The following is a 13,658-nucleotide window of genomic DNA, read 5'->3' as shown; positions in this document are numbered from 1 at the left end:
CGGTATTCATTGTCCTTTATTGAGTATGCTGCCGCAAATTTCCACTCCAAAGGTTGTCTTATAATATACACTAAATTCCAATAGAAGTGTAGAGATCCGATCTGTTAAGCACTGTTTACTAACCCTTATTTTATTAAGGGTTAATAGAAAGTTCGAGCTCACTCAATAATGATGACTAATAGTCATCCAGACTAATTCTTGGCGCTCTGGCCGCATTTAAAACCGTAATAAATGCTAATGCACCTGCCACCAAAAATCCGGTTTGGAAAGCCGAAATAATCACATCTTTCGGGCCAGTCAATAAATCGACAATGGTACTGTCACTGGTAAAACCGGGGATCAACGAATAGGTTAAAGTGCCAAATAACGCCGTTCCCATTGACGCGCCTAGTGAGCGAAATAATGCCGCCATTGCGGTAATGCGCCCAAGGTTGGCTTTACCGCCAATTGTTTGGATCAGTAATTGAGTGGATGGCATCACAGTACCTAATCCTAAACCGCAGAAAAAGCCAAACAGGCCCGTCACAAATGAGGAGGGTTCTAGCACACCTAACATGACAAAGCCAAAGGTCGTAATACTCATGCCGATCACCGGCAGCCATTTCGGCACGCCGGTATGGGCAATCACTTTACCTGTGGTATATGAGCCAATAATATTGCCGCACGTTAATGGCAGTAATAATAGCCCCGCCATTGCAGCATTGGCTCCAAGGCCTAATTGTAAATAAATCGGTAGAAAGAAAATCAACGCAAACATGCAAGCGGCAAACAAAAAAGAAGAAGTAAGCGGCACATAAATTTCTTTTTTTGCCAATAAGGCTAATGGCAAGAATGACTCAGTGGTGCGAATTTGTTGCAAAATAAAGGCAATGGTTAGTACCGCAATCGCCACTAATAACTCAATACTGGTGATAGAGCTCCACGAAAACTCACGCCCACCAGCTGATAACCAGTAAATTAATAGCGTGGTAATGGTTGGGAATATCATTAACCCCCAGCCATCTATGCTGCGTGATTTAACCGGCAGTTCCGTTGTTTTAAGGCTCATTAAACGGTAAATAGCGAAAGCGGCAATCGGCAGGTTGGCCCAAAATAACCAATGCCAAGTAAAATAATGCACGACCAAACCGCCCGCGACCGGGCCGCACACACTGGCTAGAGTAAATAAAGAGGAAAAGTAACCTTGAAAACGAGCCCTTTGTCTTGGAGGAATAAGCTCTCCGATCAAGGCTTGAGACAAACTCATTAAACCACCACCACCAATCCCCTGGATCACCCGAGCAATAATCAAGACCGTCATGCTGCTCGCCAATGCCGCAATAACTGACCCGATGGAGAATACCACCAAAGCAGAAATCAACACATTCCGACGGCCGTAACGATCCCCAAGCCAACCATAAATAGGAACAGAAGCCGCATTGGCTAATAAATAACCAATCGCGATCCAAGCTGCGGTTTGTATACCACCTAGATCTTGCGCGATAGCCGGTGTTGCTGCCGCCAATAAGGTTTGGTCAATGGCGGCAAGAAACATAGGTAAAAAGACAATAGTAAAAATACCAATAAAATCTTTCTTCGAAACTTGTTCTTTGGTGAACGCGTTCGGATCGGGCATTTGGTCTGCTGGAGAGGTCATATTCACAACTATAAAATAAGAAACTAAAAAGGAGGTTTAGAAGCCTCCTTAGTTTAACGATCACCAGACAAATAAAGCAGGAAAGTTACAATAATTTACATTATTACTGTGATGTGTCATTTATTGCTGAGATCTCGCATGTGACGCGTACTGTTGCCAAAATTCGATTGCTTGCTGATAAGCCATGTCCTGATCCTTATGCTGAGCAAATAAAACCGCTGCCATATTCGAAATAACACAATTTGCCATTTGCACTTGCATTTCATGGTCCGCTTTAAACAATGCAGTTTGCGGTAAGGTAACAGAGGTTAACAATCGCTCGGGCCAATAAAAAGATTCAACTCCTTTTTCAGAGCTTAACCATACCGTTTGACTCACTTTCGGATTGTATTCTGATTCACCATTTTGCCCTTTAAAAGAGATAACTGATAAACTTTTTCTGTCGATTTCTTGATCTACTTCTGCGTGTAATTGTTGAAAACCTGGATGAAAACTGCCGCGTACCCCTAAACGTGCGCCACCTGGATTTAACGCTCGCACGACCGTATTAATTGGCGTTCTAAGTCCGTAACGGTTTTTCCAACCGATCATACTTTGGGCTATCGGAGCAAAATTTGATAATGGTAAATAGGCAATATTTTGCTCATCCAGTAATTGTTTGGCGTGTTGGGGATGGTCTGCCACAGGGATATCTAACAAGCCTAGGCAATCTTCAAGATGCGTCCGACCACTCGCCACGTCTTTATAGCCGTGCAACAATACTTTATAACCATGAGTCGATAATATTTTTGCTGCCAATCCATGCCAAGGCTGATCGCTACCATTATCACTGACCCGTTTACCGGCATAACAAGGCCAATCAATATCCGCGCCAAGATTCGGCACTCGCGATTGAAACGCTTTCACAAAGCCGGCAATTTCAGCATTGGTTTCATTTTGCACTCGGATCAGCATCATCAGCATCGCCATTTGATCATCACCGATCGCATCTTGTGCGCCCGATTCTTTACCACTCAAATAAGCATCCATCACCGCAAAGGCTTGCTCGACATTTAACGGCTTACGACCACGCTCACCACGCCCTACTGTGCGAATACACTCTAAAATAATGCTCATCATAAAATTCCATCTGTTTGATTTATCATTTCATCTTAAAAGGTCTATGCAAAATGTACACCTAACTTTTGAACCCTTCACGTCATCATAATAATCAAAACGCTCTTAATGGCTAAAAATGTAAATTAACCGCTTTTCTTACTTCGCCCTTTGGTTGTTGAGGCTTTAGATGGCGTGGATTTTTTAGCAAACGAGCGTTTACGTTTAAAGGCCGGTTTGTCCACTTTCGGCAGTGAACGTAATGACTCAGGCACCCCCGAGGTTTTGACCTGTTGCATTAAATTGGCAATTTGCTGCTCTAAAGCGTGCATAAAGGGGGCATAAGGTTGCTGTTTTTCGGCCATCGCTTGCAATTGGTGCTCCCAATGAGCGGTCATATCGGGATAAGTCGATTCCATCGGTAATGCATTGATTAACCCTCTTCCCGCTGGGCTACTTAAAATATTTTTGCCTTGTCTTAGCAATAATTGGCGCTTAAATAAAGTATCCAAAATGCCAGCTCGGGTAGCTTCCGTGCCGAGTCCATCGGTATCGCGCAAGATCTTCTTCAAATTTTTGTCGGCAACAAAGCGAGCAATTCCGGTCATGGCTTTTAAGATGGTGGCTTCAGTAAAATGTTGAGGTGGCTCGGTTTTTCGATCTTTTATCTCGCCTTCACGGCACACTAATTGTTGCCCTGTTTGCAGCGCTGGCACCGGATCGCTTTGATCTGAATCTTGTGATTTACTGGCGCTCATCAATACCTTCCAACCTTCCACTATCAACACTCGACCTTTGGCGATAAAGCAGCCTCCGGCAATATCAAACTCAAGTTTTGATTCAGCATAGACCGCCGATGGATAAAACTGCATCACATATTGACGTGCGATCATTTGATAAATTTTCTCTTCTTGCCCAGATAACGCTCTACTTGAAGATTGCTTAGGGGTGGGAATGATCGCATGGTGAGCATCAACTTTGCTGTCATTCCACGCTTTGGATTTTAAATTAAGATCCGCGCCTTGCACTGCAGAACTTAATCCATTGGCATTATGAGATATTGCCTGACACACGCTACTAGCTTGAGCAAAATGTTCTTTGGGTAAGTAACGGCTATCGGAGCGTGGATAAGTAATAAGCTTATGTTTTTCATATAAAGATTGGCAAATATTGAGGACATCTTGCGCGCTCATTTGAAAACGCCGCGCGGCATCAATTTGCAACGCCGACAATGAATACGGCAACGGCGGCGCTTGTTTGGTTTGTTTTTGTTCCGCATCCACCACTTTCGCTGGCTGGCCTTTAATGCGATTGGCCACATTCTCAACCAGCTTGCGTAACAACACTCGACCTTCTTCATCTTGCCAAGGCTTTATCGCCTCACTGGGTTTCCAACGGGCTCGAATATCAAATTGATGTTGTGCATCTTGATAAGGAATAAGTGCATGGAGGGTGAAATAATCTTTGGGTATGAAGTTTTCAATTTCTTCATCTCGCCGCACCACTAATCCCAGTACCGGCGTTTGAACACGCCCTACCGATAACACGCCTTGATAACCGGCTTTTTGCCCCAATAAAGTGTAAGCGCGCGACATATTCATGCCATACAACCAGTCTGCGCGTGAACGAGCTAAAGCCGACACCGATAATGGAATAAAATCTTGATTGGAACGCATTTGAGTTAATGCGCGTTTCACCGCTGGCAAGTTTAAATCGCTGATCAATAAACGTTGCGTGGCTTGTTTTTGCGCTTTGGTCGCTTTGAGGTAATCAATCACTTCATCCACCAGCAATTGGCCTTCACGGTCGGGATCGCCCGCGTTGATAAGCTTTGGCTTTTGTTTGAATAGTTGGCGGATCACCGACAATTGTTTACTGGCAGCAGATCGTGGACGTAATTTCCATTGCTCGGGAATGATCGGTAGATCGGCGATGTTCCACTTTTTATAGCGATCATCGTAAGCGTCTGGCTCAACTTGTTCTAAAAGGTGTCCAATACACCAAGTGACAATATCACCATTGCCACAACGAATATAACCTTGCTCATTTTTTTGAGGTTTCGGCAGTCCGGCGGCAATCGCTCGACCTAAACTGGGTTTTTCGGCAATAAATAAGCGCACAAGTAAAACTCGAAAAGAAATAATAGTGTTAGATTATCGAATATCTCGCTTATAAATCAAGATAAAACTGTTTATTTATACAGGTTTAAGTTTCAGACACAGAAGATTATAGGTACTCAACAAAATCGGCCAATGCACGCTCAGGTACTTTCATTGCGCTGCAACCGGATGTGCCTAAATATAAAAATCCCACAATTTTATCGTCGCCTTGTAACTCAAAAGCTTGCTTAACGTTATCATCAAACATCCACTCACCTGAGCGCCAAAAAGCTTGGAATCCTTGCACCACTGCGGCCATTTGCATTGCTTGCGCCGCGCAGCCTGCCGATAAGTATTGCTCAAAAGCGGGGACTTTTGGATGCTCGGTTACTTTGGCGATAATGGTTATGACCATTGGGGCGCGAAATGGGGCTTTTTTCACTTTCTCAATCACGGCTTGCTCACTATTTTTAGCCACCGCGGCGGCAACTAAAATATCGGACAGTTTGCGTAAGCCTTCCCCTTGAGCGATCACAAAGCGCCACGGGGTTAAACAACCATGATCAGGCGCTCTTAATCCGGCTTTAACGATATTTTCTAGCACTTTCCCTTCAGGGGCTGGCTCAATTAAATTGGCGATAGAACGTCGGTTGAGTAATAAGTCTAGTGCTTGCATAACCTGTATCCCTACTTTACGGCTGTGGCTTAAGTATATGACAATACAAAAGAGGAATGAGAATCATAATCAAATATTACCCATTTGGCTATGACCCACATTCCAATTTTATCGACTCGTTTGCAGCGGCTTAAACCACTACGCGATCTTTAAAGCTTCATCGCTACTTCTGTTCCCTGCCTGATCGCTCTCACCGCATCCAGTTCGCCAGCCACATCAGCGCCGCCAATAATATGCAGCTTATCGCCAAGTTGTTGCCACTGCTCTTCAAACGGTCGAACCGATTCTTGGCCGGCACAAATAATAATATTATCGGCTTGGATTAATTCTTCTTTATTATCACGCTTTATATGTAGGCCATCTGCGCTAATTTTTTGATAGCTCACACCACCACATAAATTCACGCCACGTTTTTGCAAAGTGGCACGATGGATCCAGCCGGTGGTTTTACCCGGACCTTTTCCAACCGAGCCCGCTCGACGTTGAAATAACCACACTTGTTTGTCTGCCACGCTTTCGCCGATCGGTTGCAAGCCGCCTTCACCCGACATCGTTTGATCGATCCCCCAGTCTTCCAGCCAATCGGCCAGCGTATGAGTTTCAGGTTCGGTGATCATACTGGCGACATCAACCCCAATGCCACCCGCGCCAATAATCGCCACATTTTGTCCTAATGGGGATTTATCGCGGATCAATGTTTGGTAATCAACCACCTTCTCTGGCGTATCGATACCCTCTAACTGTAATTTTCTTGGCGTAACACCCGATGCCATCACCACCTGATCGTAATCTTTAATAACATCAAAGGTGGCTTCAGTATCAAGCATCAAATTCACCCCAGTTTGCTCAATTCGATTGGCAAAATAACGAATGGTTTCTCTAAATTCTTCTTTACCCGGGATCTGCATCGCCAACCTAAATTGACCGCCAATACGATCACTTTTTTCAATTAAATCCACTTGATGACCACGCTGCGCCGCAATGGTTGCACAGGCTAATCCCGCCGGCCCTGCGCCAATAACCGCCACTCGTTTTTTAGTGACGGCGTTGCTTATCACCATTTCGGTTTCATTACACGCTTGGGGATTGACCAAACATGAAGCTTGTTTGCCTTTAAACACATTATCTAAACAGGCTTGATTGCAGCCAATACAGGTATTAATTAGTTTGGATTGTTGGCTGGCGGCTTTATTAACAAAGTCGGCATCGGCTAATAAAGGACGCGCCATTGACACCATATCGGCATGGCCTTGTGATAAAATATCTTCCGCCACTTCTGGGGTATTGATGCGGTTACAAGTGATCACCGGAATGGAAAGATGAGGTTTTACTTTTTCAGTCACCCAACTAAATGCACCACGCGGCACTTGGGTCGCGATGGTTGGAATACGCGCTTCATGCCAGCCAATGCCAGTATTAATTAAGCTCACGCCGGTTTGTTCTAACCCTTTTGCCAATTCGATCACTTCATCAAATGTGCTGCCTTGTTCCACTAAATCGAGCATGGATAAGCGGAAAATAATAATAAATTCTTGACCCACTTTTTTGCGGATAGCTTTGACGATTTCTAATGGTAAGCGAATGCGATTTTGATAACTGCCGCCCCACTTATCATTGCGAGTATTGGTCCGCTGGCAAATAAATTGATTTATCAAATACCCTTCCGAACCCATAACTTCCACACCGTCATAACCGGCAGATTGTGCTAAATGTGCGCTATTGGCAAAATCTTTAATCGTGCCTTTAATTTGGCGCTCACACATTTTAAATGGAGTGAATTTAGCGATCGGCGCTCGAGTGGCGCTGGCACTTTGTGAAAGAGGGTGCATGGCATAGCGACCAGCATGCAAAATTTGCAGCGCGATTTTACCACCATGTTTATGTACCGCATCGGTGACTACTTTGTGCTTTTGAGCATGAGAAGCGGTACTAAATTGCGAGCTAAATGGATGCAAACGACCGCGAAAGTTTGGTGCAAAACCCCCTGTGACAATTAAACCCACCCCACCTTTTGCTCGCGCTTCATAAAACGCGGCCAATTTGGTTAGCTCGCCACGTTGTTCTTCTAAGCCGGTATGCATCGATCCCATAAGTACTCGATTACGAAGTTGAGTAAATCCAAGATCCAGTGGCGCTAGCAAATGTGGGTACATATTCTCACCTGTCATTCTTTTTTATTTTTATTTGGTCTGACCAGTCTATCTATGGCAACACAAAAAACAAACAAGTATTTACATTTTTGCAACCTAGCGCAAGTTACCTTTAAAAATAACCTCCCAATCGCTTTATTAATCAGGTTATAAAGAAAAATCGACTGCGCATATTGATGAAAATTATAGTAAGCTTTTGTAGATAGGCATTTTTAAGACAAGAGACTCATTCCTATGCCCTAAAAGCGGTAATGCTAGGTAAGAAAGGAATTCTTTTCATCACTTTGAAGTTTAACTGGATAGAAACATGAAAAAACTGTTTTGCTATATTGGCGCTATTTTTAAAGGCATTTGGAAGTTTATTTCTTTTTTGCGTACCGCCCTACTCAACCTTCTTTTTATCGCGGTGATCGTTGGGTTGTATTTTGCTTTTACCTCTCAGCAAGACGATACCGCTACCGCAAAGCAAGATAACCATAAAAAAGAAGCGTTGGTGTTAAACCTTTCTGGCCCTATTGTAGAACAGCGCAGTTCTATTAACTCATTCGATTCAATCTCCGGCAGTCTATTAGATAAAGACGCACCGAAAGAAACCGTGTTATTTGATCTGGTGAATACCATTCGCTATGCGGCCAAAGATGACGCCATTCTAGGCTTAGTGTTAAACCTTAAACAAATGCCAGAAACCAACTTAACCAAACTCAGATACATTGCCAAAGCGATTGAAGAGTTTAAGAAAAGTGGCAAACCGGTTTATGCCTATGGCGATTTTTATAATCAAAGCCAATATTACCTTGCCAGTTATGCCAATAAAATCATGCTCTCTCCTGACGGCGCCGTGCTACTAAAAGGCTACAGCGCTTACTCGCTTTACTACAAAGACTTACTCGATAAACTGGATATCACTACGCATATTTTCCGCGTTGGTACTTATAAATCTGCGGTAGAACCTTTTATGCGTAATGATATGTCTCCGGCCGCTAAAGAATCGGCAACGGCATGGCTAACCCAACTGTGGGGCGCGTATGTTGATGATGTGGCGCATAACCGTAAAATTGACGGCAAAACTCTCAACCCAAATATGGACAGTTTTCTGGCACAATTAAAAGCAGCCAAGGGCGATTTTGCTCAACTGTCTTTAAAACTGGGTTTAGTGGATAAACTCACCACACGCCAACAAGCCAGTAATTATTTACGCGACACATTTGGCAGTAATGACGATCATGGTTATAACAGCATTAGTTATTATAAATACCTAGCTAAAGTGAAAAAACCTATCAGTACCAGCCAAAATAAAATTGCGGTTATCGTTGCCAGTGGCGCTATTTTAGATGGTGATCAACCACAAGGCAGTGTTGGTGGCGATTCCACCGCGGCTCTATTGGCGCAAGCCCGTTTAGATAAAAATGTGAAAGCAGTAATTTTACGCGTCGATAGCCCAGGTGGCAGTGCTTTTGCTTCTGAACTGATCCGCAATGAAGTCGATGCTCTGAAAAATGCCGGTAAACCTGTGGTGGTTTCCATGTCCAGCCTTGCGGCCTCTGGCGGTTATTGGATTTCGATGAGCGCCGATAAAATCATTGCTCAACCTACCACCTTAACCGGTTCAATTGGTATTTTTGGCGTGATCACCACCTTTGAAAAAGGCTTAAATAAAATTGGCGTCCATACCGACGGCATTGGCACCAGTCCTTTCTCTGGCGCAGGCTTGACTAACGGATTATCGGACGGCGCTTCACAAGCGATGCAAATGGGGATCGAGCATGGGTATCATCGCTTTATTTCATTAGTGGGTCAAAACCGTGATATGAAAACGCAAGCTGTAGATAAGATTGCTCAAGGTCGAGTCTGGACCGGACAAGATGCATTAAAACGCGGACTAGTCGATCAAATGGGTGACTTTGATGACGCCATTAAAGCGGCGGCGGAGTTAGCGAAAGTGAAAGACTACCAACTCGATTGGGTTGAAAAACCATTAAGCCAAACTCAGCAGATCATCCAAGATATTTTAAAATCGACCGACGTTTCGATCAGCAGCAAAGTTGAAGCTATGATCCCAACGGCGTTACTACCTGCAGCGAAACAGATCAGCGCCAGCAGCGATTTATTGAATAACTTAAACGATCCGCAAGGCTTTTATACTTTCTGTTTAAACTGCCAAGCTCAATAGTAAAAGGTTAAGTCGGTCGGTTATCAAATATAAAAAAGCAATCAACATAAAAGGACGCCAATTTAGGCGTCCTTTTTATTGAATCAATTTGAACAATTAAGCACTTAACGCGAAAGGTCGTCTACCGCCCCTTTCATATCACGAATTTGAATCGCCGCTTGTACATCACGTTGTTGAACTAGTGATAGAAACAGTAAATCGGCAATCGTGTGTTGAGCAGTACGAGAAGAAATTGAAGAACTTCGCATATCCCCTTCTTCCGCTAACGTGGTTAACACACAATCAGCCATATCACGTAATAGACTGTGCGCCAACGAAGTGATTGCCACCACATAAGCCCCTCTTTTCTTAGCGGTTTCTGCCGCAAATAAAATATCTTTACGTTGGCCGGAATATGAAAAGGCTAAAAACACATCTTTTGGCTGCAGGGTATTGGCAATGGTGATTTGCACATGACTATCAAATTCATTCAGCGTTGGAATGCCAATTTTCATCAACTTGTAGCTAAGATCTTTAGCAACCAGAGCCGAGCCACCAATACCCGCAATTTGCACTTTTCCTGCTATATCAAGCCACTGCACCACTTGTTTAAATTCATCGGTATTAATATTATTGGTGGTTTGTAAGATCGCAGCAGATTTTTCTTCGGCTATTTTTTGCGCCACCTCTTGCAAGCTATCTTTGACTGAAATGAGGTTATGCAGCGTAGTATTACCTTGAACAATCGCATGCTCGCGGCCAATTTCTTCACTCATTTTCACTTTAAACTCAGTAAAGCCCCGACAGCCTAACTTTTGGGTGAATTTTACGATACTCGATTGACTCACTTCGCACTGATTGGCGAGTTTTTGAGACGATAACGATAGAACACTAAAGGGATCGGACAAAAGATGGTGGGCAATCTTTTGTTCATTGGTAGAAAATTGCGCTAAATTGTAACGTAGTTGTGTAAGCAGTGACATAATACAATCTCTAATCTATACCGCATTAACTATATGAGTTCTTTGTTATTTATTGAGGTCAAATGCCGAGTATCACTCATAATTTTTTATTAGAAAGAACCAAAGTGATGCAATTATATTCCAACAATTCCTGAATTGGAATAATTGATTCTGTGATCTGGCGCACTGCAAGGAATAGTTTATTCTATATTCTATTCCCCACTCACTACCCAGTCGCTAACTAACGAGAAAAATTATGAAGATCGACCTAACCCAACTTGTTACTGAAAGTCGTAACCCCGCCAGTGCTAATATTGATGCGCTCAATACAGTAGAGATGCTGGCGGTTATTAACAATGAAGATAAGCAGGTTGCTTTAGCGGTTGAAAAAACATTGCCTCAAATTGCACAATCAGTTGATCTGATCGCGACAGCGTTTCGCCAAGGTGGTCGTCTTATTTATATTGGCGCTGGAACCTCTGGTCGCTTAGGCATTTTAGATGCGAGCGAATGCCCTCCTACTTATGGTTCCGATCCTTCTCAAGTGATTGGTTTAATTGCTGGTGGTAAAACCGCAATTTTAAAAGCGGTCGAAAATGCCGAAGATAACCGTGAGTTAGGCGCGCAAGATCTTAAAGAAATTAATTTCAATTCAACCGACGTATTAGTTGGGATCGCAGCTAGCGGACGCACTCCGTATGTTCTGGGTGCCATGGACTATGCCCGTAGCCAATCTGGCGCGGTAATTTCGCTCAGCTGTAACCCTGTTAGCGCGATGACCCAAGCCTCTGACATTGCAATCACCCCAATTGTAGGGGCTGAAATCGTAACCGGTTCTTCTCGCATGAAGGCCGGTACAGCGCAAAAATTAGTGCTTAATATGCTTACCACTGGCGCAATGATCAAAACCGGTAAAGTGTATGGCAACTTGATGGTCGATGTTGAAGCCACTAATGCCAAACTGGTTGAGCGTCAAAAAAACATCGTGATTGCGGCGACAGAATGTGACCGTGCCACAGCAGAAGCTGCCTTGGCACAATGTAATGGTCATTGTAAAACCGCAATTGTGATGATTTTAACTCAATCGGATGCACAACAAGCGACAGATTTGTTGGATCAATCGAATGGGTTTACGCGTCACGCGGTTCAGGTCAAAGCATAAATCAAACGCACAACAATAATAAATGCAGACACTTAACGATCGAACTGGGCGTATTTCAATAAAATGAAATTCTTATAATAAAAATCAAAAGCGTTTCTGTTCGATATCGCAGCAAAATTTAGAGGGTGACACATGGCTAAAATTACACAACCAATGATTGATTCGATTATTGAATTGGTCGGGGGGAAGGCAAACATTGCTCTGGCGGGTAATTGTATGACTCGCTTACGCTTAACATTAAATAATAATGATTTGGTTCAAGCCGACCAACTAAAGCGCATTACCGGCGTTATGGGAGTGGTTGAAAGTGATGAGCAATTACAAATCATTTTAGGCCCAGGTAAAGCGCAAACCGCAGCGGAAATGATGAACCAATGTTTATCTCAAATTAGCGATAATCCAGATCAAGCTAGTCTGCAATCACAAGGCGACAATTCAGATTTAAAAGACATTGCTTCCGATCAAAAAAAGCAGATGAAAGCCAAACAAACCAGTAGCATTCAACAGTTTTTAAGTAAATTTGCCACCATTTTCACCCCTTTGATCCCAGGTTTTATTGCCGCGGGTATGTTACTGGGTGTCGCCACCGTTTTGGAACAAATTTATATTACCGAACAAGCTCACCCTAACCTTATTTTGGTTGATCTGGTTAATTATTTTAAAGTCTTTGGTAAAGGTCTATTTAGCTTCTTAAGCATTTTAATCGGTTATAACGCCCAAAAAGCCTTTGGAGGTTCCGGTGTTAATGGCGCAATTATAGCCTCACTGTTTGTATTAGGCTATAACCCAGATGCTACCTCTGGTATTTACTCGGGCATGAGCGACTTCTTTGGTCATACGATTGATCCACGCGGTAATATTATTGGGGTACTAATTGCCGCGATTGTTGGCGCAAAAGTGGAGCGTTTTATTCGTAAGTACATGCCAGATGATCTCGATATGATCTTGACTTCTAGCCTAACTCTCCTGTTTATGGGGGCGGTGACCTTTGTTGTGATCATGCCGCTAGGGGGTTACTTATTCCAAGGCATGTCATGGTTATTTCTACACCTAAATGGTAACCCGATTGGTTCTGCTATTTTGGCTGGTGTATTTTTAATCTCGGTGATGTTTGGTATTCACCAAGGTTTTGTGCCCGTTTATTTTGCTTTAATGGAAACCCAAGGGTTTAACTCACTATTCCCAATCCTTGCCATGGCCGGCGGTGGTCAAGTTGGCGCGGCGGCAGCGTTGTATGTCAAAGCTCACAAAGATTCACTACTGCGAGTGCAAATTAAAGGCTCAATAATCCCTGGCATCTTAGGCATTGGCGAACCATTAATTTATGGTGTGACCTTGCCTCGTGTTAAACCATTTGTGACAGCATGTATTGGTGGCGCAGCCGGTGGTTTCTTTATCGGCTTAGTCTCTTACCTAGGTTTACCAGTAGGTTTAAACACCGTCTTTGGTCCATCCGGTATTGTGTCACTGCCTCTGATGACCTCAAACAGTGGGATCTTCCCTGCCATGATGGTTTATGGCGCAGGCTTATTAATCAGTTACGGTGTCGGTTTTGTAGTGACCTACTTCTTCGGCACTAAAAATGTGGATTTAAGCTAAATCGTTAATATAAATGACAACGGAACCTATAAAAACAGATCGGATAATCCGACATAACTCTTAATTAGCGAGAAGATAATAATAAAGGATTAGTTGTTTCTTGTTGCTATTAAAGATTCCCCCCTAATTT

9 protein-coding genes are annotated in these 13,658 nt (G+C 43.4%); 3 read left to right on the top strand and 6 right to left on the bottom strand.

What is annotated here, in order from left to right; genetic code table 11:
• Positions 1–175: 175 nt before the first annotated feature.
• The 5 genes from GFB47_RS03935 to GFB47_RS03915 all read right to left on the bottom strand — a co-directional run bounded on the left by GFB47_RS03935 (position 176) and on the right by GFB47_RS03915 (position 7,659).
• The gene (locus tag GFB47_RS03935; protein ID WP_225874304.1) at positions 176–1,615 is read right to left on the bottom strand and encodes an MDR family MFS transporter; all 1,440 of its coding nucleotides are present in this window, start codon (positions 1,613–1,615) and stop codon (positions 176–178) included.
• Positions 1,616–1,756: 141 nt separating this feature from the next.
• Positions 1,757–2,752: a glycosyl transferase family protein gene (locus tag GFB47_RS03930; protein ID WP_153448138.1), complete on the bottom strand. Its 996-nt coding sequence runs from the start codon at positions 2,750–2,752 to the stop codon at positions 1,757–1,759.
• 125 nt (positions 2,753–2,877) lie between these two features.
• Complete coding sequence (locus GFB47_RS03925; protein WP_225874290.1) at positions 2,878–4,851, bottom strand: DNA topoisomerase III; 1,974 nt, start codon at positions 4,849–4,851, stop codon at positions 2,878–2,880.
• 106 nt (positions 4,852–4,957) lie between these two features.
• Positions 4,958–5,506, bottom strand: a complete 549-nt coding sequence (locus tag GFB47_RS03920; RefSeq protein WP_153446707.1) for an NAD(P)H nitroreductase — start codon at positions 5,504–5,506, stop codon at positions 4,958–4,960.
• Positions 5,507–5,655: 149 nt separating this feature from the next.
• Entirely contained in the window at positions 5,656–7,659 is a 2,004-nt protein-coding gene (locus GFB47_RS03915; protein WP_153446705.1) for an NADPH-dependent 2,4-dienoyl-CoA reductase, read from the bottom strand.
• Between the two features lie 304 nt (positions 7,660–7,963).
• Here GFB47_RS03915 and sppA point away from each other — a divergent pair, with 304 nt between their 5' ends.
• Entirely contained in the window at positions 7,964–9,826 is a 1,863-nt protein-coding gene (gene sppA / locus GFB47_RS03910) for a signal peptide peptidase SppA (RefSeq protein ID WP_153446703.1), read from the top strand.
• Positions 9,827–9,930: 104 nt separating this feature from the next.
• Here the strand turns inward: sppA and GFB47_RS03905 are convergent, their stop codons facing one another.
• Positions 9,931–10,788, bottom strand: a complete 858-nt coding sequence (locus tag GFB47_RS03905) for a MurR/RpiR family transcriptional regulator (RefSeq protein ID WP_153446702.1) — start codon at positions 10,786–10,788, stop codon at positions 9,931–9,933.
• Positions 10,789–11,023: 235 nt separating this feature from the next.
• On the opposite strand from GFB47_RS03905, the gene murQ reads away from it, so the two are divergent.
• On the top strand, positions 11,024–11,929 hold the full coding sequence (murQ, locus tag GFB47_RS03900) for an N-acetylmuramic acid 6-phosphate etherase (RefSeq protein WP_153446700.1): 906 nt from the start codon (positions 11,024–11,026) through the stop codon (positions 11,927–11,929).
• A gap of 132 nt (positions 11,930–12,061) precedes the next feature.
• Complete coding sequence (murP, locus tag GFB47_RS03895) at positions 12,062–13,528, top strand: PTS N-acetylmuramic acid transporter subunit IIBC (protein ID WP_153446698.1); 1,467 nt, start codon at positions 12,062–12,064, stop codon at positions 13,526–13,528.
• Positions 13,529–13,658: the final 130 nt, after the last annotated feature.

This window comes from Vibrio algicola, assembly GCF_009601765.2.
Lineage (GTDB): Bacteria > Pseudomonadota > Gammaproteobacteria > Enterobacterales > Vibrionaceae > Vibrio > Vibrio algicola.
Note: the sequence above shows the minus strand (reverse complement) of the source record. Positions and strands in the feature narration are given on the sequence as shown.

What these genes read in the sequence shown, in the direction of transcription:
- murP (WP_153446698.1), top strand. Translation starts at nt 12,062, where the DNA reads ATGGCTAAAATTACACAACCAATGATTGATTCGATTATTGAATTGGTC.
- GFB47_RS03920 (WP_153446707.1), bottom strand. Translation starts at nt 5,506, where the DNA reads ATGCAAGCACTAGACTTATTACTCAACCGACGTTCTATCGCCAATTTA.
- sppA (WP_153446703.1), top strand. Translation starts at nt 7,964, where the DNA reads ATGAAAAAACTGTTTTGCTATATTGGCGCTATTTTTAAAGGCATTTGG.
- GFB47_RS03935 (WP_225874304.1), bottom strand. Translation starts at nt 1,615, where the DNA reads ATGCCCGATCCGAACGCGTTCACCAAAGAACAAGTTTCGAAGAAAGAT.
- GFB47_RS03915 (WP_153446705.1), bottom strand. Translation starts at nt 7,659, where the DNA reads ATGTACCCACATTTGCTAGCGCCACTGGATCTTGGATTTACTCAACTT.
- GFB47_RS03930 (WP_153448138.1), bottom strand. Translation starts at nt 2,752, where the DNA reads ATGAGCATTATTTTAGAGTGTATTCGCACAGTAGGGCGTGGTGAGCGT.
- GFB47_RS03905 (WP_153446702.1), bottom strand. Translation starts at nt 10,788, where the DNA reads ATGTCACTGCTTACACAACTACGTTACAATTTAGCGCAATTTTCTACC.
- murQ (WP_153446700.1), top strand. Translation starts at nt 11,024, where the DNA reads ATGAAGATCGACCTAACCCAACTTGTTACTGAAAGTCGTAACCCCGCC.